General features: G+C 51.0%; 21 protein-coding genes, 1 pseudogene and 1 riboswitch. Of the genes and pseudogenes, 16 read left to right on the top strand and 6 right to left on the bottom strand.

Going from position 1 to position 25,704, the window contains the following annotated elements:
• The 9 genes and pseudogenes from MUG06_RS22675 to rpoC form a co-directional block, all read left to right on the top strand.
• Positions 1–108, top strand: a pseudogene (locus tag MUG06_RS22675) (elongation factor Tu); the annotation flags it as partial.
• Positions 109–337: 229 nt separating this feature from the next.
• Positions 338–721 carry a preprotein translocase subunit SecE gene (gene secE / locus MUG06_RS22670; RefSeq protein ID WP_215847949.1) on the top strand — a complete coding sequence of 128 codons (384 nt, stop codon included), beginning with the start codon at positions 338–340 and terminating at the stop codon, positions 719–721.
• A gap of 1 nt (position 722) precedes the next feature.
• Positions 723–1,268 (top strand): transcription termination/antitermination protein NusG, encoded by a 546-nt coding sequence (gene nusG, locus MUG06_RS22665; protein WP_017803043.1) that lies wholly within the window; start codon positions 723–725, stop codon positions 1,266–1,268.
• A gap of 150 nt (positions 1,269–1,418) precedes the next feature.
• A complete protein-coding gene (rplK, locus tag MUG06_RS22660; RefSeq protein WP_215847947.1) occupies positions 1,419–1,847 on the top strand; it encodes a 50S ribosomal protein L11 in 429 nt (142 codons plus the stop codon).
• 3 nt (positions 1,848–1,850) lie between these two features.
• Positions 1,851–2,555 (top strand): 50S ribosomal protein L1, encoded by a 705-nt coding sequence (gene rplA, locus MUG06_RS22655; protein ID WP_215847946.1) that lies wholly within the window; start codon positions 1,851–1,853, stop codon positions 2,553–2,555.
• 297 nt (positions 2,556–2,852) lie between these two features.
• Positions 2,853–3,350: a 50S ribosomal protein L10 gene (gene rplJ / locus MUG06_RS22650; RefSeq protein ID WP_215847945.1), complete on the top strand. Its 498-nt coding sequence runs from the start codon at positions 2,853–2,855 to the stop codon at positions 3,348–3,350.
• Between the two features lie 66 nt (positions 3,351–3,416).
• Positions 3,417–3,779 carry a 50S ribosomal protein L7/L12 gene (gene rplL, locus MUG06_RS22645; protein WP_215847944.1) on the top strand — a complete coding sequence of 121 codons (363 nt, stop codon included), beginning with the start codon at positions 3,417–3,419 and terminating at the stop codon, positions 3,777–3,779.
• Between the two features lie 330 nt (positions 3,780–4,109).
• Positions 4,110–8,138 carry a DNA-directed RNA polymerase subunit beta gene (gene rpoB, locus MUG06_RS22640; RefSeq protein ID WP_243080123.1) on the top strand — a complete coding sequence of 1,343 codons (4,029 nt, stop codon included), beginning with the start codon at positions 4,110–4,112 and terminating at the stop codon, positions 8,136–8,138.
• Positions 8,139–8,271: 133 nt separating this feature from the next.
• The gene (gene rpoC, locus MUG06_RS22635; protein ID WP_243080122.1) at positions 8,272–12,495 is read left to right on the top strand and encodes a DNA-directed RNA polymerase subunit beta'; all 4,224 of its coding nucleotides are present in this window, start codon (positions 8,272–8,274) and stop codon (positions 12,493–12,495) included.
• Between the two features lie 51 nt (positions 12,496–12,546).
• Here the strand turns inward: rpoC and MUG06_RS22630 are convergent, their stop codons facing one another.
• Positions 12,547–12,735 carry a DUF1127 domain-containing protein gene (locus MUG06_RS22630; protein ID WP_215847942.1) on the bottom strand — a complete coding sequence of 63 codons (189 nt, stop codon included), beginning with the start codon at positions 12,733–12,735 and terminating at the stop codon, positions 12,547–12,549.
• Positions 12,736–12,909: 174 nt separating this feature from the next.
• On the opposite strand from MUG06_RS22630, the gene MUG06_RS22625 reads away from it, so the two are divergent.
• Complete coding sequence (locus tag MUG06_RS22625) at positions 12,910–14,376, top strand: PLP-dependent aminotransferase family protein (RefSeq protein ID WP_243080121.1); 1,467 nt, start codon at positions 12,910–12,912, stop codon at positions 14,374–14,376.
• Positions 14,377–14,564: 188 nt separating this feature from the next.
• On the opposite strand, the gene thiE is transcribed toward MUG06_RS22625, so the two are convergent.
• The 3 genes from thiE to rsd all read right to left on the bottom strand — a co-directional run bounded on the left by thiE (position 14,565) and on the right by rsd (position 17,907).
• Complete coding sequence (gene thiE / locus MUG06_RS22620; protein WP_243080120.1) at positions 14,565–15,197, bottom strand: thiamine phosphate synthase; 633 nt, start codon at positions 15,195–15,197, stop codon at positions 14,565–14,567.
• A complete protein-coding gene (gene thiC, locus MUG06_RS22615) occupies positions 15,194–17,122 on the bottom strand; it encodes a phosphomethylpyrimidine synthase ThiC (protein ID WP_243080119.1) in 1,929 nt (642 codons plus the stop codon). The genes thiE and thiC overlap by 4 nt, the downstream gene beginning before the upstream one ends.
• An 89-nt stretch (positions 17,123–17,211) precedes the next feature.
• Positions 17,212–17,310, bottom strand: a riboswitch (TPP riboswitch).
• A gap of 90 nt (positions 17,311–17,400) precedes the next feature.
• Positions 17,401–17,907 (bottom strand): sigma D regulator, encoded by a 507-nt coding sequence (gene rsd / locus MUG06_RS22610; RefSeq protein ID WP_215847939.1) that lies wholly within the window; start codon positions 17,905–17,907, stop codon positions 17,401–17,403.
• A gap of 89 nt (positions 17,908–17,996) precedes the next feature.
• On the opposite strand from rsd, the gene nudC reads away from it, so the two are divergent.
• The 6 genes from nudC to MUG06_RS22580 all read left to right on the top strand — a co-directional run bounded on the left by nudC (position 17,997) and on the right by MUG06_RS22580 (position 22,396).
• Positions 17,997–18,767, top strand: coding sequence for an NAD(+) diphosphatase (nudC, locus tag MUG06_RS22605; RefSeq protein WP_243080118.1), 771 nt, complete (start codon positions 17,997–17,999; stop codon positions 18,765–18,767).
• Between the two features lie 43 nt (positions 18,768–18,810).
• Positions 18,811–19,878 (top strand): uroporphyrinogen decarboxylase, encoded by a 1,068-nt coding sequence (hemE, locus tag MUG06_RS22600; protein ID WP_243080117.1) that lies wholly within the window; start codon positions 18,811–18,813, stop codon positions 19,876–19,878.
• A gap of 2 nt (positions 19,879–19,880) precedes the next feature.
• A complete protein-coding gene (nfi, locus tag MUG06_RS22595; protein WP_215847936.1) occupies positions 19,881–20,549 on the top strand; it encodes a deoxyribonuclease V in 669 nt (222 codons plus the stop codon).
• Between the two features lie 62 nt (positions 20,550–20,611).
• Entirely contained in the window at positions 20,612–21,202 is a 591-nt protein-coding gene (locus tag MUG06_RS22590) for a YjaG family protein (protein ID WP_215847935.1), read from the top strand.
• A gap of 188 nt (positions 21,203–21,390) precedes the next feature.
• Positions 21,391–21,663, top strand: a complete 273-nt coding sequence (gene hupA, locus MUG06_RS22585; RefSeq protein ID WP_215847934.1) for a nucleoid-associated protein HU-alpha — start codon at positions 21,391–21,393, stop codon at positions 21,661–21,663.
• A 70-nt stretch (positions 21,664–21,733) separates the two neighbouring features.
• Positions 21,734–22,396 (top strand): DUF1481 domain-containing protein, encoded by a 663-nt coding sequence (locus tag MUG06_RS22580; RefSeq protein WP_243080116.1) that lies wholly within the window; start codon positions 21,734–21,736, stop codon positions 22,394–22,396.
• Between the two features lie 34 nt (positions 22,397–22,430).
• Here the strand turns inward: MUG06_RS22580 and purD are convergent, their stop codons facing one another.
• Both purD and purH read right to left on the bottom strand, forming a co-directional pair.
• Positions 22,431–23,711: a phosphoribosylamine--glycine ligase gene (gene purD / locus MUG06_RS22575; RefSeq protein WP_243080115.1), complete on the bottom strand. Its 1,281-nt coding sequence runs from the start codon at positions 23,709–23,711 to the stop codon at positions 22,431–22,433.
• Positions 23,712–23,729: 18 nt separating this feature from the next.
• Positions 23,730–25,319 (bottom strand): bifunctional phosphoribosylaminoimidazolecarboxamide formyltransferase/IMP cyclohydrolase, encoded by a 1,590-nt coding sequence (gene purH / locus MUG06_RS22570; RefSeq protein WP_243080114.1) that lies wholly within the window; start codon positions 25,317–25,319, stop codon positions 23,730–23,732.
• Between the last annotated feature and the right edge of the window lie 385 nt (positions 25,320–25,704).

Genomic DNA, 25,704 nt, shown 5'->3' with positions numbered 1-25,704 from the left:
ATTGTTACCCTGATTCACCCAATCGCTATGGACGACGGTCTGCGCTTCGCAATCCGTGAAGGCGGCCGTACCGTTGGTGCGGGCGTTGTTGCCAAAGTTATCGCATAATTATCGATAACATTTGACGCAATGCACACGAAAAGGGCATCATTTGATGCCCTTTTTGCACGCTGTCTCATAGAACCTGGCTCATCAGTGATTTTCAACCATAATCATTGTTGAGACAGGCTCTGTTATGCGGCGTTGGATGCCGAGTTACGCCCCAAAAGCTCATTCGGTTTGGATGCCTCGCACTGCGGGGCAGAATAGTTTCTGAATTATTGTGGCAGGTTGGTTTATGAGTGCGAATACCGAAGCTCAAGGGAGCGGGCGCGGCCTGGAAGCGGTAAAGTGGCTGGTCGTAGCAGTGTTGTTACTCGCGGCAATTGTGGGTAATTATTACTTTCGCGATGTGACATTACCTCTGCGTGCGCTAGCTGTGGTCGTGTTGATCGCAGCGGCTGGCGGCATAGCGCTTTTAACGATAAAAGGCAAAGCGACCGTGGCTTTTGCACGTGAAGCAAGAACCGAAATGCGTAAGGTCATTTGGCCGACTCGCCAGGAAACGCTGCACACCACGTTAATCGTTGCCGCGGTTACCGCCGTGATGTCACTGATTTTGTGGGGGCTAGATGGTATTCTGGTCCGTCTGGTATCGTTTATCACTGGCCTGAGGTTCTGAGATGTCTGAAGCTCCAAAAAAACGCTGGTACGTCGTGCAGGCGTTTTCCGGTTTTGAAGGCCGCGTAGCGCAATCACTACGTGAGCACATCAAATTGCACAACATGGAAGAACTGTTTGGCGATGTTATGGTTCCAACTGAAGAAGTGGTTGAGATCCGTGGCGGTCAGCGTCGTAAAAGCGAGCGCAAGTTTTTCCCGGGTTACGTTCTGGTACAGATGGTCATGAATGACGCTAGTTGGCACCTCGTACGCAGCGTTCCTCGCGTAATGGGGTTCATCGGTGGTACATCTGACCGCCCAGCGCCAATAAGCGACAAAGAAGTCGACGCGATTATGAACCGCCTGCAGCAGGTTGGAGATAAGCCGCGTCCTAAAACGATGTTCGAGCCAGGCGAAATGGTCCGTGTTAGTGATGGTCCGTTTGCTGACTTTAATGGTGTAGTGGAAGAGGTGGATTACGAGAAGAGCCGCCTGAAAGTGTCCGTTTCAATATTTGGACGTGCTACCCCTGTCGAACTCGACTTTGGTCAGGTAGAAAAAGGCTAACTTTTTCTGCTCACAATTTAGCTATTGCAGCAGGCGCGAAATTTCACTACAATTTCGCGCCTTTTGTTTTTATGCGCTCTTGCTAGCGTATAAATCGTTATCACGGGGAGCCTGTCTATTCAGGCGCTAAAACCCAATTGAGGAAATATCATGGCTAAGAAAGTACAAGCCTACGTCAAGCTGCAGGTTGCAGCTGGTATGGCGAACCCAAGTCCACCGGTTGGTCCAGCTCTGGGTCAGCAGGGTGTTAACATCATGGAATTCTGTAAAGCGTTCAACGCTAAGACCGAATCTTTAGAGAAAGGTCTGCCGACTCCTGTTGTTATCACTGTATACAGCGACCGTTCTTTCACCTTCGTTACTAAAACGCCTCCAGCCGCCGTTCTGCTGAAAAAAGCAGCAGGCATCAAATCTGGTTCTGGTAAGCCGAATAAAGACAAAGTCGGTAAAGTAACGCGTACTCAGGTACGTGAAATCGCAGAAACCAAAGCTGCGGACATGACTGGTTCTGACGTTGAAGCGATGACTCGCTCCATCGAAGGTACTGCTCGTTCCATGGGCCTGGTAGTAGAGGATTAAGAAATGGCTAAGCTGACCAAGCGCATGAGCGTGATCCGCGACAAAGTGGACGCGACTAAACAGTATGACATCGCTGAAGCCGTTGCTCTGCTGAAAGAACTGGCTACTGCTAAATTCGTAGAAAGCGTTGACGTTGCTGTTAACCTCGGCATCGACGCTCGTAAATCTGATCAGAACGTACGTGGCGCAACTGTGCTGCCGCACGGTACTGGCCGTTCAGTACGCGTTGCTGTATTTGCCCAAGGCGCAAATGCAGAAGCTGCTAAAGCAGCTGGCGCTGAGCTGGTAGGTATGGAAGATCTGGCTGATCAGATCAAAAAAGGCGAAATGAACTTTGACGTTGTTATTGCATCTCCAGATGCAATGCGCGTTGTTGGCCAGTTAGGCCAGGTTCTGGGCCCACGTGGTCTGATGCCAAACCCTAAAGTTGGTACTGTAACGCCTAACGTTGCTGAAGCAGTTAAAAATGCTAAAGCGGGTCAGGTTCGTTATCGTAACGACAAAAACGGCATCATCCATACCACCATCGGTAAAGTGGATTTTGACGCTGACAAATTGAAAGAAAACCTGGAATCTCTGCTGGTTGCGCTGAAAAAAGCAAAACCATCACAGGCGAAAGGCGTGTACATCAAGAAAGTCAGCCTCTCCACCACCATGGGTGCTGGTCTTGCCGTTGATCAGGCTGGTCTGAGCGCAACAGCAAACTAATTGCTGCTTGAAACGGGCGAAAAATTCACCTAGAATCTTACGCCCGTTATGCGTATACGCATGCCAAAGTATTTAGGTTGGAGCCAGGCCTTATCCTGGCCTCCGTCCAAGACCGCAGGAGCTGCACATTTTCGGATGTAACGCTTAATCCCCTGCGTAGACGGTGACAGAACCAAAAGAATTTTTTCTTAGCTGGATTCTGCTCACCGTGTAATAGCGCTTATTTTCCCTCGGGATAAGTAAGTGAAGTGAGTTCCGGGGAAATCCTTCCCCGGTCAAATCCAGGAGCTAAAGCTAATGGCATTAAATCTTCAAGACAAACAAGCGATTGTTGCTGAAGTCAGCGAAGTAGCCAAAGGTGCGCTTTCAGCGGTTGTTGCGGATTCTCGTGGCGTTACCGTTGATAAAATGACCGAACTGCGTAAAGCAGGTCGTGAAGCTGGCGTTTACATGCGTGTTGTCCGCAACACCTTGCTGCGCCGCGTCGTTGAAGGTACTCAGTTTGAGTGCCTGAAAGACACGTTTGTTGGTCCGACCCTGATTGCATATTCTATGGAACACCCGGGCGCTGCTGCTCGTCTGTTCAAAGATTTCGCGAAAGCGAATGCAAAATTTGAGGTCAAAGCTGCGGCCTTTGAAGGTGAGCTGATCACGGCGGCTGATATTGACCGTCTGGCAACTCTGCCGACCTACGAAGAAGCATTGGCACGTCTGATGTCGACCATGAAAGAAGCCGCTGCAGGCAAATTGGTCCGCACTCTGGCTGCTGTTCGCGATGCAAAAGAAGCGGCTTAAGGCCAAATTCTTTTTCTTCGTACTTGCTAACGTATAAACTTTTTCTGATTCTTAGGAACAATACACATGTCTATCACTAAAGACCAAATTCTGGAAGCTGTTGCAGCTATGTCCGTAATGGAAGTAGTTGAGCTGGTTTCTGCTATGGAAGAAAAATTCGGCGTTTCTGCTGCTGCTGCTGTAGCTGTTGCTGCTGGCCCAGCTGAAGCTGTTGAAGAGAAAACTGAATTCGACGTCGTACTGAAAGCTGTTGGCGCGAACAAAGTTGCAGTAATCAAAGCCGTTCGTAGCGCAACTGGTCTGGGCCTGAAAGAAGCCAAAGATCTGGTTGAAGCAACTGGCGTGATCAAAGAAGGCATCAGCAAAGATGACGCAGCTGCACTTGAAGCTGCTCTGAAAGAAGCTGGCGCTGAAGTTGAAGTTAAGTAAGACAACCTTAGGGTTGCAGTCTGAGTAGTTTCAGACTGATGGCTGGTGACTTTATGGTCACCAGCCTTTTTGCGCTCCAGGGCCTCAATGGGGTTTCACACTGTTTGTCCATTGTTGCTCTTCAATATCTTTCTCTATCGACGACTTGATATACCGCTTTTCTGTGAGGGTTCCCTGCCCACACTAAAGCGATGAAATGATTTAAGAGTGATAGAAAGAGGTATTGCACATACTGCCGCGCAGTCTGTGAATCAAACAAAATCGTGTTGCATGAACTGTCCTTTCAGGACGGACAGCGTGGGTCGACTTGTCAGCTAGCTGAGGAACCCTATGGTTTACTCCTATACCGAGAAAAAACGTATTCGTAAGGATTTTGGTAAACGTCCACAAGTTTTGGACATACCTTATCTCCTTTCCATCCAGCTTGATTCGTTCCAGAAGTTTATCGAGCAAGATCCAGAAGGTCAGTACGGACTGGAAGCTGCATTCCGTTCCGTCTTCCCTATCGCGAGCTACAGCGGCAATTCAGAATTGCAGTATGTGAGCTATCGTCTGGGTGAACCTGTCTTTGACGTGAAAGAGTGTCAGATCCGTGGCGTGACCTACTCGGCACCGCTGCGCGTGAAACTGCGTCTGGTGATCTATGAGCGCGAAGCGCCAGAAGGCACCGTAAAAGACATTAAAGAACAAGAAGTCTACATGGGCGAAATTCCGCTCATGACCGACAACGGTACCTTTGTTATCAACGGTACTGAGCGTGTTATCGTTTCTCAGCTGCACCGTAGTCCTGGCGTGTTCTTCGACAGCGATAAGGGTAAAACCCACTCTTCGGGTAAAGTGCTGTACAACGCACGCATTATTCCTTATCGCGGTTCATGGCTCGATTTTGAGTTCGACCCGAAAGACAACCTTTTTGTCCGTATTGACCGTCGTCGTAAGCTGCCGGCCACTATCATTCTGCGCGCACTGCAATACACCACTGCACAAGTTCTCGATATTTTCTTCGAGAAAGTGGTGTTTGAAATCCGTGATAACAAGCTGCAGATGGAATTGGTGCCTGAGCGCCTGCGCGGTGAAACCGCCACCTTCGATATCGAAGCAAACGGCACGGTATACGTTGAGAAAGCGCGTCGCATCACTGCTCGCCACATTCGTCAGCTGGAAAAAGATGGCATTCAGCACATCGAAGTACCGGTTGAATACATTGCGGGCAAAGTGGTCTCTAAAGATTATATCGATGAGAGCACAGGTGAACTGATCATTGCTGCCAACATGGAGCTGTCGCTGGATCTGCTGGCTAAATTGAGCCAAGCCGGTCACAAGCGCATTGAAACGCTGTTCACTAACGACCTGGATCACGGCCCTTATATCTCCGAGACCCTGCGTGTTGACCCAACCAGCGATCGTCTGAGCGCACTGGTTGAGATCTACCGCATGATGCGTCCTGGTGAGCCGCCAACGCGTGAAGCCGCAGAGAACTTGTTTGAGAACTTGTTCTTCTCTGAAGATCGTTACGATCTCTCTGCTGTAGGCCGCATGAAGTTCAACCGTTCATTGCTGCGTGATGAAATCGAAGGCTCAGGTATCCTGAGCAAAGAAGACATCATCGAAGTTATGAAGAAACTGATCGATATCCGTAACGGTAAAGGCGAAGTGGACGATATCGACCACCTCGGTAACCGTCGTATTCGTTCAGTCGGTGAAATGGCTGAGAACCAGTTCCGTGTTGGTCTGGTACGTGTTGAGCGTGCAGTGAAAGAGCGTCTTTCTCTGGGCGACCTTGATACGTTGATGCCTCAGGACATGATCAACGCCAAGCCGATTTCGGCGGCGGTGAAAGAGTTCTTCGGTTCGAGCCAGCTGTCACAGTTTATGGATCAGAACAACCCGTTGTCAGAGATCACGCATAAGCGTCGTATTTCTGCTCTCGGTCCGGGCGGTTTGACGCGTGAGCGTGCCGGCTTTGAAGTGCGTGACGTACACCCAACGCACTACGGTCGTGTTTGCCCAATCGAAACGCCGGAAGGTCCAAACATCGGTCTGATCAACTCCTTGTCTGTTTATGCACAGACCAATGAGTATGGCTTCCTGGAAACCCCGTATCGTCGTGTTATCGACAGTGTGGTTTCTGATGAAATTCATTACCTCTCTGCAATTGAAGAGGGTAACTACGTTATCGCTCAGGCGAACGCCGAACTTGATGAAAACGGTGCGTTTGTTGATGACCTGGTAACCTGCCGTAGCAAAGGCGAATCAAGCTTGTTCAGCCGCGATCAGGTTGACTACATGGACGTTTCCACCCAGCAGGTGGTTTCTGTCGGTGCGTCACTGATCCCGTTCCTGGAACACGATGACGCCAACCGCGCCTTGATGGGTGCGAACATGCAACGTCAGGCCGTTCCAACTCTGCGTGCTGATAAGCCGCTGGTTGGTACAGGTATGGAGCGCGCAGTTGCAGTTGACTCCGGTGTTACCGCCGTAGCGAAACGTGGTGGTACTGTTCAGTACGTTGATGCTTCTCGTATCGTTATCAAAGTTAACGAAGACGAAATGCATGCGGGCGAAGCCGGTATCGACATTTACAACCTGACTAAATACACCCGTTCTAACCAGAACACCTGCATCAACCAGATGCCTTGCGTGTCCCTGGATGAGCCGGTTGAGCGCGGCGACGTGCTGGCAGATGGTCCGTCCACCGATCTCGGTGAACTGGCACTGGGCCAGAACATGCGCGTAGCGTTCATGCCGTGGAACGGTTACAACTTCGAAGACTCCATCTTAGTCTCCGAGCGTGTTGTTCAGGAAGATCGCTTCACCACCATTCATATCCAGGAGCTGGCGTGTGTGTCTCGTGACACCAAGCTGGGGCCAGAAGAAATCACGGCTGATATCCCGAACGTGGGTGAAGCTGCGCTTTCTAAACTGGATGAGTCCGGCATCGTTTATATCGGTGCAGAAGTGACTGGTGGTGACATTCTGGTCGGTAAAGTGACGCCTAAAGGCGAAACTCAGCTGACTCCAGAAGAAAAACTGCTGCGTGCCATCTTCGGTGAAAAAGCGTCTGACGTGAAAGATTCGTCACTGCGCGTACCGAACGGTGTTTCGGGCACGGTTATTGACGTTCAGGTCTTTACCCGCGATGGCGTGGAAAAAGACAAGCGTGCGCTGGAAATCGAAGAGATGCAGCTGAAGCAGGCCAAGAAAGACCTGTCTGAAGAACTGAAGATCTTCGAAGCTGGTCTGTTCAGCCGTATTCAAGCGGTACTGATTTCTGGTGGCGTTGAAGCGGATAAGTTGGACAAACTGCCTCGTGAGCGCTGGTTAGAACTCGGCCTGACTGATGAAGCTAAGCAAAACCAGCTGGAACAGCTGGCAGAGCAGTACGATGAGCTGAAACACGAGTTTGAGAAAAAACTCGAAGGTAAGCGTCGTAAGATCACCCAAGGCGATGATTTGGCACCAGGCGTGTTGAAAATCGTTAAGGTTTATCTGGCTGTTAAACGTCAGATCCAACCGGGTGACAAGATGGCTGGTCGTCACGGTAACAAAGGTGTTATCTCCAAGATCAACCCGATCGAAGATATGCCTTACGATGAGAACGGCACGCCGGTCGACATCGTACTGAACCCGCTGGGCGTACCATCACGTATGAACATCGGTCAGATCCTTGAGACGCACTTAGGTATGGCGGCGAAAGGTATCGGCGAGAAGATCAACGCCATGCTGAAGAAGCAGGAAGAGGTCGCAAAACTGCGTGACTTTATCCAGCGTGCTTATGATCTGGGTAGCGACCTTCGTCAGACAGTTGATCTGAACACCTTCAGCGATGATGAAGTGCTGCGTTTGGCTGAGAACCTGAAAAAAGGTATGCCAATCGCGACGCCAGTGTTCGACGGCGCGAAAGAAAGCGAAATCAAAGAGCTGTTAGAGCTCGGTGGCTTGCCTTCTTCGGGTCAGATTACGCTGTTTGATGGTCGTACCGGTGAGCAGTTCGAACGTCAGGTAACCGTAGGTTATATGTACATGCTGAAACTCAACCACTTGGTTGATGACAAGATGCATGCGCGTTCTACCGGTTCCTATAGCCTGGTTACTCAGCAGCCGCTGGGTGGTAAGGCGCAGTTCGGTGGTCAGCGCTTCGGTGAGATGGAAGTGTGGGCGCTGGAAGCATACGGCGCTGCATATACCCTGCAGGAAATGCTTACCGTTAAGTCTGATGACGTGAACGGTCGTACTAAGATGTATAAAAACATCGTAGACGGCAATCATCAGATGGAACCGGGCATGCCAGAATCCTTCAACGTACTGTTGAAAGAGATTCGCTCGCTGGGTATCAACATTGAGCTGGAAGACGAGTAACCCTGAATTTTAAGCCGCAGCCCTCTGTGCAGCGGCTTAATACAGGGCTAAAGCGCTCGCAATTGTACTGGTTATGGGGCGTTCAATTTCGGTTGAACGCCCCTGAGAGTCTCACTCCGACGGGAGCTAATCCGTGAAAGACTTACTAAAGTTTCTAAAAGCGCAGACTAAAACCGAAGAGTTTAATGCGATCAAGATTGCGCTGGCTTCGCCAGACATGATCCGTTCATGGTCTTTCGGTGAAGTCAAAAAGCCGGAAACCATCAACTACCGTACCTTCAAGCCAGAGCGCGATGGTCTGTTCTGTGCCCGTATCTTTGGGCCAGTAAAAGACTACGAATGCCTGTGCGGGAAGTACAAGCGCCTGAAGCATCGCGGAGTGATCTGTGAGAAATGCGGCGTTGAAGTAACCCAAACTAAAGTGCGTCGTGAGCGCATGGGCCACATTGAACTGGCGTCGCCAACTGCGCACATCTGGTTCCTGAAGTCACTGCCATCACGTATTGGTTTGCTGCTGGATATGCCACTGCGCGATATCGAGCGCGTGCTCTATTTTGAATCTTATGTTGTTATCGAAGGTGGCATGACCAACCTCGAGAAACGTCAGATTCTGACTGAAGAGCAATACCTTGATGCGTTAGAAGAGTTCGGTGACGAATTCGACGCTAAAATGGGCGCCGAAGCGATTCAGGCCCTGTTGAAAAACATGGATCTGGAGCAAGAGTGCGAGCAGCTGCGTGAAGAGCTGAACGAAACTAACTCTGAAACCAAGCGTAAAAAACTGACCAAGCGTATTAAGCTGCTGGAAGCGTTCGTTCAGTCTGGTAACAAGCCAGAGTGGATGATCCTGACCGTGCTGCCTGTATTACCACCGGATTTGCGTCCGCTGGTACCGCTGGACGGCGGCCGCTTCGCGACTTCAGATCTGAACGATCTGTATCGCCGCGTGATTAACCGTAACAACCGTTTGAAACGTCTGCTGGATCTGGCTGCGCCAGACATCATCGTTCGTAACGAAAAACGTATGTTGCAGGAAGCCGTTGATGCATTGCTGGATAACGGTCGTCGCGGTCGTGCGATCACCGGTTCTAACAAGCGTCCGCTGAAATCGCTCGCTGACATGATCAAAGGTAAGCAGGGTCGTTTCCGTCAGAACCTGCTGGGTAAACGTGTCGACTACTCTGGTCGTTCGGTTATCACCGTAGGTCCATACCTGCGCCTGCATCAGTGCGGTCTGCCTAAGAAAATGGCACTTGAGCTGTTCAAACCGTTCATTTACGGCAAGTTGGAGCTGCGTGGCCTGGCCACCACCATCAAAGCCGCGAAGAAAATGGTTGAACGCGAAGAAGCGGTTGTCTGGGATATCCTTGACGAAGTGATCCGTGAGCACCCGGTTCTGCTGAACCGTGCGCCTACACTGCACCGTCTGGGTATTCAGGCCTTTGAACCGGTTCTGATCGAAGGTAAAGCGATCCAGCTGCACCCGCTGGTTTGTGCGGCCTATAACGCCGACTTCGATGGTGACCAGATGGCTGTTCACGTACCGCTGACGCTGGAAGCCCAGCTGGAAGCGCGTGCGCTGATGATGTCGACCAACAACATTCTGTCCCCAGCGAACGGCGAGCCAATCATCGTTCCTTCTCAGGACGTTGTTCTGGGTCTGTACTACATGACCCGCGACAAAGTGAATGCTAAAGGCGAAGGCATGGTGCTGACCGGCCCTAAAGAAGCTGAGCGTGTATACCGCGCTGGCTTGGCTGAGCTGCATGCACGCGTCAAAGTGCGTATTACTGAATACAGCAAAAACGAGCAAGAAGAATTCGTTGCGAAAACCAGCATCATCGACACCACCATTGGTCGTGCGATTCTGTGGATGATCGTACCGCAAGGTCTGCCTTACTCCATCGTCAACCAGGCGCTGGGTAAAAAAGCTATCTCTAAAATGCTGAACACCTGTTACCGCATTTTGGGCCTGAAGCCGACCGTTATCTTTGCTGACCAGACGATGTACACCGGTTTCGCATACGCTGCCCGTTCAGGCGCGTCTGTGGGTATCGACGACATGGTTATTCCAGCTAAGAAAGTGGAAATCATTGCCGAAGCAGAAGCTGAAGTTACTGAGATTCAGCAGCAGTTCCAGTCTGGTCTGGTTACCGCTGGCGAACGTTACAACAAAGTCATCGATATCTGGGCTGCCGCGAATGAGCGTGTAGCGAAGGCGATGATGGAAAACCTCTCTACTGAAACCGTGATTAACCGTGACGGCGTAGAAGAGAAACAGGTTTCCTTTAACAGCATCTTTATGATGGCCGACTCTGGTGCGCGTGGTTCTGCTGCACAGATTCGTCAGCTGGCCGGTATGCGTGGTCTGATGGCGAAACCAGATGGCTCCATCATTGAAACGCCAATTACTGCGAACTTCCGCGAAGGCTTGAACGTACTTCAGTACTTCATCTCGACGCACGGTGCACGTAAAGGTCTTGCGGATACCGCACTGAAAACAGCTAACTCCGGTTATCTGACGCGTCGTCTGGTTGACGTTGCGCAGGATTTGGTTGTTACAGAAGACGATTGTGGCACGCACGAAGGCATCATGATGACACCTGTCATCGAAGGTGGCGACGTTAAAGAGCCGCTGCGTGAACGTGTTCTTGGTCGTGTAACTGCTGAAGATGTATTGAAGCCTGGCACCGCAGATATTCTGGTTCCACGTAACACGCTGATGCATGAACACATCTGTGACCTGTTGGAAGAGAACTCTGTCGACAGCGTTAAAGTCCGTTCTGTAGTAGGTTGTGAAACCGATTTTGGTGTGTGTGCGCATTGCTATGGTCGCGACCTGGCACGTGGTCACATCATCAACAAAGGTGAAGCGATCGGTGTTATCGCTGCGCAGTCCATCGGTGAGCCGGGTACACAGCTGACAATGCGTACGTTCCACATCGGTGGTGCGGCATCGCGTGCGGCAGCTGAATCCAGCATTCAGGTGAAGAACAAAGGTACCATCAAGCTGACCAACGCTAAGTCGGTAACGAACTCTGCTGGCAAGCTGGTGATCACCTCGCGTAACGTCGAACTGAAAATGATCGACGAATTCGGACGCACCAAAGAAAGCTATAAAGTGCCTTACGGTGCTGCTATGGCGAAAGGTGACGGCGAGCAGGTTGCTGCAGGCGAAACTGTAGCGAACTGGGATCCGCATACCATGCCGGTTATCACGGAAGTGGGCGGTTATATTCGCTTCACTGACATGATCGATGGCCAAACCATCACGCGTCAGACAGATGACTTAACAGGTCTGTCATCGCTGGTGGTATTGGACAGCGCCGAGCGTACTGCTGGTGGTAAAGATCTGCGTCCTGCGCTGAAAATTGTTGATGCTAACGGTGATGATGTCTTGATCCCAGGCACCGACATGCCAGCTCAGTACTTCCTGCCGGGCAAAGCGATTGTTCAGCTGGAAGATGGCGTCAAGATCAGTGCGGGTGATACGCTGTCGCGTGTTCCGCAAGAATCTGGCGGTACTAAGGATATTACCGGTGGTCTGCCACGCGTTGCTGACTTGTTCGAAGCGCGTCGCCCGAAAGAGCCAGCTATCCTGGCGGAGATCAGCGGTATCATCTCCTTCGGTAAAGAGACAAAAGGCAAGCGTCGCTTAGTGATTACACCAGTCGACGGTAGCGAGCATTACGAAGAGATGATTCCGAAATGGCGTCAGCTGAACGTGTTCGAAGGTGAACGTGTTGAGCGTGGTGACGTGGTTTCCGATGGCCCAGAATCTCCACATGACATCCTGCGCTTGCGTGGCGTTCATGCGGTGACGCGTTACATCACTAACGAAGTGCAGGAGGTTTACCGTCTGCAAGGCGTTAAGATTAACGATAAGCACATCGAAGTCATCGTTCGTCAGATGCTGCGTAAAGCGACCATCCAGAGCGCGGGCAGTGCCGACTTCCTGGAAGGTGAGCAAGCAGAATTCTCTCGCATCAAGATCGCTAACCGCGAACTGGAAGCGAACGGAAAAGTTGCTGCAACCTTTATGCGTGACCTGCTGGGTATCACCAAAGCGTCACTGGCAACCGAATCGTTCATCTCTGCCGCATCGTTCCAGGAAACAACACGTGTCCTGACCGAAGCAGCCGTTGCGGGCAAACGCGACGAACTGCGTGGCCTGAAAGAGAACGTAATCGTGGGTCGTCTGATCCCAGCCGGTACCGGTTACGCTTATCATCAGGAGCGTACACGTCGCCGTCAGATTGGCGAAGTGCCGGCAGCACCGCAGGTCACTGCGGATGAAGCCTCAGCGAGCCTGGCTGAACTGTTGAACGCCGGTCTCGGCGGTAGCGACAACGATTAATCGTTAGCCGCATAATAAAAAACCCTGCCTCGGCAGGGTTTTTTTATGTCTTTAATTTAACTTGTTCCATTCATCGCGGCTGATACCAATATCTTTCAACTGAGTATCACTCAGCCTCGACAATATTATTCGCGTTTCGCGGCGCAGCTGCCAATTTTTAAAGCTATGCCATAAAACGCGTATCAAAAGGAGTGGGGTCCCTGAAAAAGGTTTCGCTGCTCGATTCTCTTCATATCCCATGATCTTACCCTCAGTAATGTGCCTGAGAGTTATTTTCGGCTTCTAAACTGTAATGATACAGACTCAAAAATCACCTTTATTTAACATACAGATTGCAATGTAATCGAACTGAATGGTAAAAATAACCTCAATCTGTATTGAATTATTTCTTATACGCTTAACGTGAGGCATACGATGACGCGCTATCAACATCTGGCAACGCTGCTGGCTCAGCGTATTGAACAGGGTCTTTATCGCAGTGGTGAACGTCTGCCCTCAGTACGTACGTTAAGCGCTGAGCATGGCGTCAGTATTAGCACCGTGCAGCAGGCGTATCATCTGCTTGAGGAGAAACAGCTAATCACGCCACAACCTCGCTCTGGCTATTTTGTTGCCTCGAGAAAAGCAACGCCGCCGATGCCTGCCTTGACGCGTCCAGCACAGCGACCAGTAGAAATTACGCAATGGGATGGGGTGCTTGAGTTGCTGGATAGCCGTTTAGAAGATGACATTCTGCAATTGGGTAGCGGCATGCCAGACCTAACGCAGTCAACGTTAAAGCCACTCTGGAAAGCCTTTAGCCGTCAGGCGCAAAAGCAGGAGACGTATCTACTTAACTACGACAATCTTTATGGCGTCGTTGCACTGCGCGAACAAATTGCGCGCCTGTCAATTGATAGCGGTTGTCAGCTCACCGCTGAAGACATTGTCATTACGACGGGGTGTCATGAAGCTTTGTCGGTTTCAATTCGCGCTGTATGTGAGCCGGGCGACATCATTGCTGTTGAGTCGCCTTCGTTTCACGGCATTATGCAAACGCTGCGTGGTTTTGGTATTCGCGCCATCGAAATCCCTACCGATTCGGTGAGTGGAATTAGCCTTGAAGCATTAGAGCTGGCGTTTGAGCAATGGCCAATCAAAGCCGTTGTTGTTGTGCCCAATTGCAATAATCCGCTGGGTTTCATCATGCCAGAAAATCGTAAACGCGCCTTGCTGGCTTTAGTGCAACGTTTTGATGCTGCGGTCATTGAGGATGACGTGTACGGCGAGCTCGCATGGGAATATCCACGTCCATCCACCATCAAATCTTTGGATATGGATGGCCGCGTTTTGCTGTGCAGCTCATTCTCCAAAACACTGGCACCGGGTCTGCGTGTTGGTTGGGTTGCACCGGGTCGTTATCGCGATCGAGTATTACATATGAAATATATCGTCACCGGTTCTACTGCAACTCAGCCGCAGCATGCAGTGGCCGATTTCATTCGGCAGGGACATTATTTACCGCATCTGCGTCGTATGCGGCAGCTCTATCAGCGCAACTATGAAACTTTCAATTGCTGGGTGCGTCACTATTTCCCGTGTGGAATCTGTGTATCACGTCCACAAGGTGGCTTCCTGATGTGGGTCGAATTGCCAGAGGCATTTGATGCTGTTCGCCTTAATCGTGAACTGCGTGAATCACACATCCAAATTGCTGTCGGTTCGCTGTTTTCCGCGTCGGGTAAATATCGTAATTGCCTGCGGCTGAATTATGGACTGCCGTTAACGGACAAAACGGAGCAGGCATTGATGCTGGTGGGCAAGGCAATAGAACGTGCTATGGCAACCTGTGCGCACGAAACGACTCAAGAGCAACAAATCGAAATCCTTGCAGCTAAGTAGTTGAGGAAGCAGGGCCAGAAAGAGGGAGAAACTGGCCCTGGCCAGGCAACGTTGTCTGGCGAGAACAACTCTACCAAGTAACAAAAAACGCGCCAGTGACTAACTTCGTCACTGCGCGCGGCTTTCCAACTTTACCTGTTCGTTTGCAGAAGTAATAACGTTAATGCGTAGCAGATTACAGAATGCGATTAAATAACCGCTTCCGGTTCGGCCAATGCCAGTAAGGTTCGCGTTGCTTCACGCCAATCCGCTGCTTGTGTAATTGCACTAACCACAGCAATGCTACCCACACCGGTTGCCAATACTTCTGGCGCTCGCGCAATACTGATACCGCCAATCGCCACGGTGGGGATATCTTGCAAACGTGTCAGATGGCGCTTCAGTTCAGTCAGCCCTTGCGGCGCAGAAGGCATCTCTTTGGTTTGCGTTGGAAAAATATGTCCAAGTGCAATGTAGGAAGGACGCAATGCCAGCGCACGATCCAGTTCAGCATCATCATGCGTGGAAATACCCAGCCGTAATCCAGCCTGATTGATCAGCGCCAAATTCGCGACATCCAGATCCTCCTGACCAAGATGCACACCATACGCGTTGTGCTTGATGGCTAATCGCCAGTAATCATTAATAAACAGGCGTGCACGATACTGCTTACCCAACGCGATCGCCTGAACAATAGCGGGTTCGACTGCCTCATCAGGCTGATCTTTGATTCGTAGTTGAAGAGTACGCACGCCCGCTTTCAACAGGCGTTCAATCCACTCAACGTTATCAACCACCGGATAAAGCCCTAAACGTGGTGGAGTGGTGGGAAATGCATTCATAATTTTTCCTCCAGAGTCGTATCCGCTGGGTGATAAAGCTCACCTCCACGACTGCGAAAATTTTCAGACATCTGCGCCATACCCATTTCAATCGGCTGCGCTGCGGCTTCTTGTTGTGCGGCATATTCACGTACTTCCTGCGTGATTTTCATTGAGCAAAATTTCGGGCCACACATTGAGCAAAAATGCGCCACCTTGCCCGATTCTTGCGGTAGCGTTTCATCGTGATAGGCGCGCGCGGTATGGGGATCTAACGCCAGATTAAACTGATCTTCCCAACGGAATTCGAAACGCGCTTTGGACATGGCGTTATCGCGAATTTGCGCGCCAGGATGCCCTTTGGCGAGATCGGCGGCGTGAGCAGCAATTTTGTAAGTGATTAAGCCTTGCTTTACATCTTCTTTATTCGGCAAGCCAAGATGCTCTTTTGGCGTGACGTAACACAGCATCGCACAGCCAAACCAGCCAATCATGGCTGCGCCAATACCGGAAGTGAAGTGATCGTAACCCGGTGCGATGTCAGTTGTTAGTGGGCCGAGCGTATAAAAAGGGGCTTCATGGCAATGTTCAAGCTGTTCGGTCATGTTGCGGCGTATCATCTGCATCGGAACGTGGCCAGGGCCTTCAATCATTACCTGTACGTCATATTCCCAGGCAATCTTCGTCAATTCACCCAACGTATGCAGCTCGGCAAACTGCGCTTCATCGTTAGCATCCTGAATAGAACCTGGGCGTAAGCCATCTCCCAACGAAAGCGAGACGTCGTATGCGGCGCAAATTTCACAAATCTCCCGAAAATGCTGATAGAGAAAGCTCTCTTTGTGATGTGACAGGCACCATTTGGCCATAATCGAACCGCCACGCGAGACAATGCCGGTCAGGCGTTTTGCCGTCATCGGCACGTAACGCAGCAGCACGCCAGCATGAATCGTAAAGTAGTCGACACCTTGCTCAGCCTGTTCTAACAGCGTATCGCGGAAAATTTCCCAGTTAAGATCCTCTGCCACGCCATTCACTTTTTCCAGCGCCTGATAAATCGGTACGGTGCCAATCGGAACCGGGCTGTTACGCAAAATCCACTCACGTGTTTCGTGTATATAACGGCCGGTGGAGAGATCCATTACCGTGTCAGCACCCCAACGCGTTGACCACACTAATTTTTCCACTTCTTCTTCAATAGAGGAGGTTACTGCCGAGTTCCCGATATTGGCATTCACCTTCACCAAAAAGTTGCGACCAATAATCATCGGCTCCGATTCGGGGTGATTAATATTGGCGGGAATAATGGCGCGACCCTCGGCGACTTCCTGGCGCACAAACTCCGGCGTAATATTTTCCGGTAAATTAGCACCGAAACTGTATCCCGGATGCTGTTGCAGCAGCACTTCACCACGTATGCGCTCGCGGCCCATATTTTCACGCAGTGCGATGTACTCCATTTCTGGCGTGATGATGCCCTGACGCGCGTAGTGCAATTGTGTTACCCGGCGACCGGCCTTGGCACGTCGCGGTTGAGGTAAATGCTCGAAACGCAAATGATCAAGACCGTCATCGGCCAAACGCTGTTGCGTGTAAGTCGAGCTAATTTGCGTGAGATTTTCGCTGTCATCGCGATCGTTAATCCAGCCAGCACGCAGTTTTTCAAGACCGCGATGCACATCAATCTGTGCGTCTGGATCACCATAAGCGCCTGCCGTGTCATACACCGGCACGGCTTCATTCTCTTCGAAGCGAGGTTCGTCCTTGGTACCGCCAATTTGGGTGGCGCTGAGTTGAATTTCACGCATTGGCACGCGAATGTCAGCACGGCTACCGGTAATCCAAATGCGTTTAGAGTGGGGGAATGCACTGCCGCCTTGCAGGGAATCGATAAATTCCTGCGCCTGGGCGCGTTGTTCGCGACGATTGGTTTTCGAAGTAGACATAGCAATTTTCCAGTTAAGGGGGAACGTTGCTTGTCCGGAGTTCGGAAGGAGTAAGCGATACGATGGACAAAAATAGTGCCAGCGTACTAAGAAAATTTACTCTTGTTCCCTACGCAGGTTCTAACCTGGTCAGGTTCCGCGGATCCCGAATAAACGGTCTCAGCCCGAAGGCACTCCGACAAGAAATTAAAAACGGGTTTATCAGACTGGCGTCATCAAAACCCGTTCAGCATAAAAGGGCTTTTAGGTAATCACAAGACTTTTACATGTGATTAACGTTAAGCGGGACGAGCCATCTGGCTGTCATTGGCGACCGGCGGGCGCGCCAGCTGTTGATCCCACGCCAGCTGAATCAATTTATCTTCCAGCGTGAAGCGGGTTTCTAAAACTTCGCCGACTTCAGAAAGCGCTTTCTGGAAAGTCACGCAGTTATCATCGTCAATTGCCTGTTGCAAATGACCATCATACAGCTGCATCAAACGTTCCGTATTGGCTTCAAGCGGCGGATAGATCTGCGCAGCAGCAATCATCGGACTGTCGCCACTCATTTCACTAATAATGCGCTCGTAAATATTGAAGTGTCCGGCAGAAAGGTAATCCACCAAGCCGTGACAAAAATTATCCAACGCCTGTTCATCCAGCGTCGTTAAAGCTTCTTTATTGGGTTTCAATCCTACCAAATGGTAATAGGCGACTAAGAGTTGGCGACGGGCTTCAAGCCACGAATCCACCAGTTCGTTGCTGCCACCTACGCGCTCGGCCAGGACGTCTAACTGGTTAAGCATATCTAACTCCATGTGAGTTATAGTTGTTTATCTACACACTTAACATCAGGACTTCAGCGTGCCATTTGACGCTAAGGATGACGAAAAAAATGCAATTCGAGATCACAAGCGTAGACGCTGGATGGTGGGTTGTCAGCCATGAGCAAAAACTTTGGCTGCCACAAGGTGAATTACCGCATGGACCTGCAGAAAAATTCGGTCTGACTGGCACTAAAGGTCAGGTCATCGGCGAGTGGCTGGATGAAAAAGTGTGGCTCATTTGCGAAGCGCGATCTGAAAGCATGTTCTCGGTACGTCAATTAATCGATGAAGAAGTTGGCCTGTTTCAACTCGCTGGGCGCGGTGTTCAACTGGCAGAGTTTTATCGATCCCATCGCTGGTGCGGCTATTGCGGTCACGAAATGAACCGCAGCAAACATGAGTTTGCCTGTTTGTGTAGTCATTGTCGTGAGCGTTATTACCCGCAGATCGCGCCTTGTATCATTGTTGCGATTCGTCGGGGTGATGAAATCCTGCTGGCGAATCATGCGCGACAACGTAATAACATTTATACCGTGCTGGCGGGATTCGTCGAGGTGGGCGAAACGCTGGAGCAAGCTGTGGCGCGTGAAGTGATGGAAGAGAGCAATGTGCGGGTTAAAAATGTGCGTTACGTGACGTCACAACCCTGGCCTTTTCCACAATCATTGATGGTGGCGTTTATGGCTGAGTATGAGAGCGGGGATCTGCAACATGACGGCAAAGAGTTGCTGGATGCAGGTTGGTTCCGCTATGACGCGCTGCCAATGCTACCGCCGCCAGGCACCGTGGCGCGCCGCTTGATAGAAGATACCGTCGCCATCTGCCGCGCCGGAGCATAAGGAAAGTGCTACACTACGCGCTTGAAATTGAGAGAGCCTTAAAATGACTGAACTGAAGAATGATCGTTATCTGCGCGCCCTGTTACGTCAGCCGGTTGATGTCACGCCGGTCTGGATGATGCGACAAGCTGGACGTTATTTACCGGAATACAAAGCGACCCGCGCCGAAGCCGGCGATTTTATGTCGCTGTGTAAAAACGCCGAGCTGGCTTGCGAAGTTACGCTACAGCCGCTGCGTCGTTATGAACTGGATGCGGCGATCCTCTTCAGCGATATCTTAACGATTCCCGATGCGATGGGGCTTGGACTTTACTTCGAAACCGGTGAAGGCCCACGCTTTTCAAACCCAATTACCTGTCGAGCCGATGTTGAGCGCCTGCCGATCCCCGATCCTGAACAGGAACTGGGTTATGTTATGAACGCTGTGCGCACTATTCGTAAGAATCTAAAAGGCGAAGTGCCGCTGATTGGCTTCTCAGGCAGCCCGTGGACGTTGGCAACGTATATGGTCGAAGGCGGCAGCAGCAAAGCCTTTACTAAAATCAAAAAGATGATGTACGCCGATCCCACAACGCTGCATGCGATGCTGAACAAGCTGGCAGACAGCGTCATTTTGTACTTGAATGCACAGATACGTGCCGGTGCGCAGTCGGTAATGGTGTTCGATACTTGGGGTGGGGTGTTGACGAGTCGAGATTATCGCGAGTTCTCGCTTTATTACATGCATAAAATTGTCGATAGCGTTTTGCATGAAAATGAAGGGCGCCGTGTGCCGATTACGCTGTTCACCAAAGGTGGCGGGCAATGGCTGGAAGCGATGGCGGAAACGGGTTGTGATGCGCTCGGCCTCGACTGGACAACTGATATCGGTGACGCTCGCCGTCGCGTAGGTGACAAAGTCGCCTTGCAAGGCAACATGGATCCTTCCATGCTTTATGCACCACCTGCACGTATTGAGCAGGAAGTCGCGGGAATTCTGGAAAGCTTTGGCAAAGGTGATGGTCACGTATTCAACCTGGGTCACGGCATTCATCAGGATGTCCCACCTGAACACGCGGGCACGTTTGTTGAAGCCGTGCATCGCTTATCTCGTCCATGGCACCAGGAGTAAATATGGATATTGCCGCACTACGTGCCGAGCAGCTTCAACGCGCCGCAGACGTGGTGCGTGAGGATGATTTTGACGTGTTGCCGCCACGCTTTATCGGCGGCGCAGACGTTGGCTTTGAGCAAGAGGGTACCATCACGCGTGCCGCTCTGGTCATCCTTGAGTATCCTTCTCTGAAGCTGGTGGAACATCGCATTGCGCGTATCGAAACCACCATGCCGTATATTCCCGGTTTCCTCTCTTTCCGTGAGTATCCCGCGTTAATGGCGGCATGGCAGATGCTTGAGCAAAAACCCGATCTGTTATTTGTTGATGGCCACGGTATTTCGCATCCTCGTCGGCTGGGTGTTGCATCGCACTTTGGCTTGCTGGTGGATGTTCCTACGATTGGCGTCGCTAAGCGTCGCTTATGTGGTCGTTATCAAGACGTTGACCCACAACCGGGGAGCCGCCAGCCGCTGATCGACAAAGGTGAGCAAATCGGTTGGGTATGGCGTAGCAAACAGCGTTGTAACCCCTTGTTCATTGCGACCGGGCATCGTGTTAGCCTGGACAGTGCGCTGCATTGGGTTGAAAACTGTACGCGCGGCTATCGTTTGCCTGAGCCTACGCGCTGGGCGGATGCTGTCGCTTCAAATCGTACCGCCTTTCAGCGTTGGCAAAACACGCTTTAACGCTGTTTACGCGGCATTTTTACGATACACTGCCGCCAGCTAAACGAATAAGAGCCACCTTCATGTTACAAAATCCCGTTCATCTGCGTCTGGCAAAGCTGGAAAGCTGGCAACACCTGACCTTTATGGCTTGCCTGTGCGAACGCATGTATCCCAATTACTGGGCTTTTTGCGAGCAGACGCAGTTTGCCGATCCGGCGCTTTACCGTCGTATTCTCGATTTGATTTGGGAAAACCTGACGGTCAAAGATGCAAAGATTAATTTTGATAGCCAACTTGAGAAGCTGGAAGCTGCTATTCCTGATGGCGAAGCTTTTGAAGTTTACGGCGTTTATCCGGCTATCGATGCCTGTGTGGCATTAAGCGAAGTGCTCCATGCACAGTTAAGTGGTGAGACGCTGGAACATGCCATTGAAGTCAGCGAAAGCTCAATCACCACGATAGCGATGCTGGAAATGACTCAGGCAGGTCGTGAAATGACCGATGAAGAGCTGCGTGAAAACCCAGCAATAATCGATGAATGGGACCTGCAATGGGAGATTTTTCGCCTGCTCGCGGACTGTGAAGAGCGTGACCTTGAATTAATCAAAGGACTCCGATCGGACCTGCGTGAAGCGGGAATCAGTAACATCGGTATAAAATTTCAGCAGTAAGGCGAGAAAACGTGACTTCAGGCCCGAATTAGCGCGCCTGGAGGCTTCACATCGGCCCCCTGTCTGGTCTACATTTGGGGGGCTGAAAATTGTGGCTATCGGTGCGTGCTGGCTGGAGAGTGCCAGATTGTGGCTTTTCCCTCGCACTCGTTGCTTAGCAAGCGATAAATACACTTTAAGGATAACTTATGAACAAGACTCAACTGATTGATGTAATCGCAGAAAAAGCTGACCTGTCTAAAACCCAGGCAAAGGCAGCGCTGGAATCAACTCTGGCTGCGATCACTGAGTCTCTGAAAGATGGTGATGCTGTACAACTGGTTGGTTTTGGTACTTTTAAAGTGAACCACCGCGCTGAGCGTACCGGTCGCAACCCGCAGACTGGCAATGAGATCAAAATCGCTGCAGCAAACGTACCGGCATTCGTGTCTGGTAAAGCGCTGAAAGACGCCGTTAAGTAAGACGTCGCACTGCGGTCAAGCTTTAAAACAGGGGGCGTTTTCGCCCCTTTTGTTTAAGGGGTTAAACATCATGACTCCGCTGTTCCGGCGTTTTCCCACCCTGATTCTCTCCTTGTTACTTATTGGGTGCAGTTCGACCCCTGATATTCCTGCTTTTTCTGCCAGTGGTTATCTTGCCGATCGCGGTGCCGTGCGTATGTGGCGCAAGAATAGCGACCATCAGGCAACGCATTTACGTACAATCTTTACTCCTTTTAATGGCGATGCGGTTGAAACCACGGATTATATCTGGCTTGAAGATTCGCTCATTAGCGTGCAGCGAAAAATCAACGGCGATACGCCAGATGATGTCACGCTGCGTTTTGACCAGGAAGGCAGCCTCAACTTTATGCAGCGGCAGCTTGCCGGACGACGTGAAGCTGTCAGCTCAGATTCAGTCGAACTCTATAAGTTTGACGCTCAGCGCATGCATAAAGTGAGTGATGCACTGTTAAGTGGCCGCGTGTTTCTCAAGCAAGGCCATTGGCAAGGCGGCAACGTCATTCAAACTTGTGAAGGGCAGCGTGTGACGCCTTCATTTGATGCACTGGCGTTACAGACTTTAGCGCAGCAGCAGCGTAGCGCGCATGCGCCGTTGATGGTTTCATGGCTGGAAGCACCGGAAGGTGTTCAGTTGTTGCGAGTCAGTTCGCAGGATGATTGCGCAGAGCAACCTAAAGAAGCGGATTTTTGAAGAGATGAAAAGGGGCACTGCGTGCCCCTTTTGCTTACTTGCGGTTAATGGCGCGATAACCAATATCGTGACGACAGAAGCTGCCTTGCCATGAAATAGGCTTGGTTAGCTCATACGCACGCTTCTGTGCAGCAGCCACATCATCGCCTAACGCCGTAACACACAGCACGCGGCCACCATTAGTCAGTACCAAATCGTCTTCAAGACTTGTGCCAGCATGGAAGACTTTGCCGTCAGCAACTTCTTCAAGCGGCAGACCATGAATCTGATCGCCATTGTTGTAGTGACCCGGATAGCCACCCGCTGCCAAAACCACGCCCAATGAAGGACGCGGATCCCACTTCGAATCTTTTTGATCCAGTTTGCCTTCACAGGCTGCCAGGCAAAGATCAACCAGATCCGATTGCAGACGCAGCATGATCGGTTGAGTTTCTGGATCGCCAAAGCGGCAGTTAAATTCGATCACCTTCGGCTGACCTGATTGATCGATCATTAAGCCTGCGTACAGAAAGCCGGTATAAACGTTGCCTTCTGAAGCCATGCCGCGCACGGTAGGCCAAATGACTTGATCCATCACACGCTGGTGGATTTCATCAGTGACGACAGGAGCAGGTGAATATGCGCCCATGCCGCCAGTGTTCGGTCCGGTATCGCCATCACCGACACGTTTGTGATCCTGGCTGGTGGCCATAGGCAACACGTTCTCGCCATCGACCATCACGATAAAGCTGGCTTCTTCACCCTCAAGAAACTCTTCAATAACGATGCGGTGTCCAGCATCGCCAAATGCATTACCTGCCAGCATATCGTTAACGGCGTCTTCAGCTTCTTGCTGCGTCATCGCAACAATAACGCCTTTTCCCGCAGCAAGGCCGTCCGCTTTGATGACAATCGGTGCGCCTTTTTCGCGCAGATAGGCCAGCGCAGGTTCGACTTCCGTAAAGTTCTGGTATTCCGCTGAAGGAATTTTATGGCGTGCCAGGAAGTCTTTCGTGAAGGCTTTTGAACCTTCCAATTGGGCTGCGGCTTGCGTTGGGCCAAAAATTTTCAGGCCTGCGGCGCGAAAAGCATCAACGACGCCAATCACCAACGGAGCTTCTGGACCGACAATCGTCAGGTCAATCTTTTCGCGTTGAGCGAATTCCAGCAAAGCAGCGATATCCGTTGGATTGATGGCGATGTTTTGCAGCGCAGGTTCTAATGCAGTGCCCGCATTGCCCGGGGCAACGAAAACGGTTTCAGCCAATGGCGATTGAGCTGCTTTCCATGCCAGCGCATGTTCACGTCCGCCATTTCCGATGACTAAAATTTTCATTTCTAACTCTCCAAACGATTAGTGACGGAAGTGACGCATTTCAGTGAAGATCATGGCGATACCGTGTTCATCGGCAGCAGCAATCACTTCATCATCACGAATGGAACCGCCTGGCTGAATCACACAGCTAATGCCAACTGCTGCGGCAGCATCAATACCGTCACGGAAGGGGAAGAAAGCATCCGATGCCATTGCAGACCCTTTAACGTCCAATCCTTCATCGCTCGCTTTGATACCTGCAATCTTGGCGGAGTAAACGCGGCTCATTTGACCGGCACCAATACCGATGGTCATATTGTCGCGTGCATAGACAATCGCATTCGATTTAACAAATTTCGCCACCTTCCAGCAGAACAGTGCATCACGCAGTTCTTGCTCAGTGGGCTGGCGTTTGCTGACTACGCGAAGCTGACTGGCTTCGACCATACCTAAATCGCGGTCCTGCACCAACAAACCGCCATTGACGCGTTTGAAATCCAAGCCTTTTGTCCGTTCTTGCCACTGCCCGCACACTAAAACACGTACGTTTTGCTTGCTGGCCGTTATCTTCAATGCGGCTTCGCTTGCGGAAGGAGCAATGATCACTTCAACAAACTGGCGACTGATGATTGCCTGCGCGGTGGCTTCATCTAACTCACGGTTAAAGGCAATAATGCCGCCGAAAGCAGAAGTAGGATCGGTTTTGTAGGCGCGCTCATAAGCAGCGAGAATGGATTCGCCGACGGCCACACCGCAAGGGTTTGCATGCTTGACGATAACGCAGGCAGGTTCGCTGAATTCTTTGACGCACTCTAACGCAGCATCAGTATCAGCAATGTTGTTGTAAGAAAGCGCTTTGCCTTGAACCTGCTGCGCAGTGGCGACAGAAGCTTCTTGCACATTCTCTTCTATATAGAAGGCAGCGTCCTGATGGCTGTTTTCGCCATAACGCATATCCTGCTTCTTGATGAAGTTAAGATTCAAAGTCCGTGGGAAGCGGCCCGCAGGCTCATTGCTTCCGCCATGATAAGCAGGAACCAGGCTACCGAAGTAGTTGGCAATCATGCTGTCGTAGGCAGCAGTATGCTCGAAAGCTTTGATCGCAAGATCAAAGCGGGTTTCTAGCTTCAGAGAGTTTTCGTTAGCATCCAGCTCGGCAATGATCGCCTCGTAGTCACTGCTCTTCACTACAATCGCCACATCTTTATGATTCTTAGCCGCAGAGCGCACCATTGTCGGGCCGCCGATATCAATGTTTTCTACGGCGTCTTCAAGAGAGCAACCTTCACGCGCGACAGTTTGAGCGAAGGGATAGAGGTTAACAACCACCATGTCGATTGGGCTGATAGCATGCTGCGCCATGATGTCATCGTCCTGACCGCGACGACCCAAAATACCGCCATGTACTTTCGGGTGCAGCGTTTTGACGCGTCCATCCATCATTTCCGGGAAACCGGTGTAGTCAGACACTTCTGTGACAGATAGCCCCGCGTCAGCGAGTAGGCGAGCTGTGCCACCTGTAGAAAGCAGTTCAACACCGCGTTGAGAGAGTGCCTGAGCAAATTCGAGGATACCGGCTTTATCAGAAACACTGAGAAGAGCGCGGCGTACAGGACGACGTTGTTGCATGGTGGTTTTATCCCTTGGCTTTGTTTCGCGTAAATAAGAGCGTTACATCAAGCTTAGCGTGCTCTTCTCTCTATATATAAAGAAAAGAAAGCACGAAAACTTCAGGTAACGCCCCGAAAAGGGGCGTCCGTTACGTCGGCGGCATTGTAGCGAAAACGTTTGCGTGATGCTCGCCTAAATTTATCACGCCGAATAATGTGGATAACTTTGTGTGTAAGTGCGTATAAGGCGGGGTTTTGCTGTGGAATGCAGCGAACGGTTGTTTTTGTTGAATTTAACGGTTGCGGATGCCGAACAACTCCCTATAATGCGCATCCATCAACACGGCACACCGGCAACGGGATGACGGGTTGAGAGATTCAGGAGACTGAGTCGACGGAGAAAA

Source organism: Pantoea sp. MQR6 (assembly GCF_022761075.1).
Lineage (GTDB): Bacteria > Pseudomonadota > Gammaproteobacteria > Enterobacterales > Enterobacteriaceae > Pantoea > Pantoea phytostimulans.
This window is presented reverse-complemented; position numbering and strand designations above follow the sequence as displayed.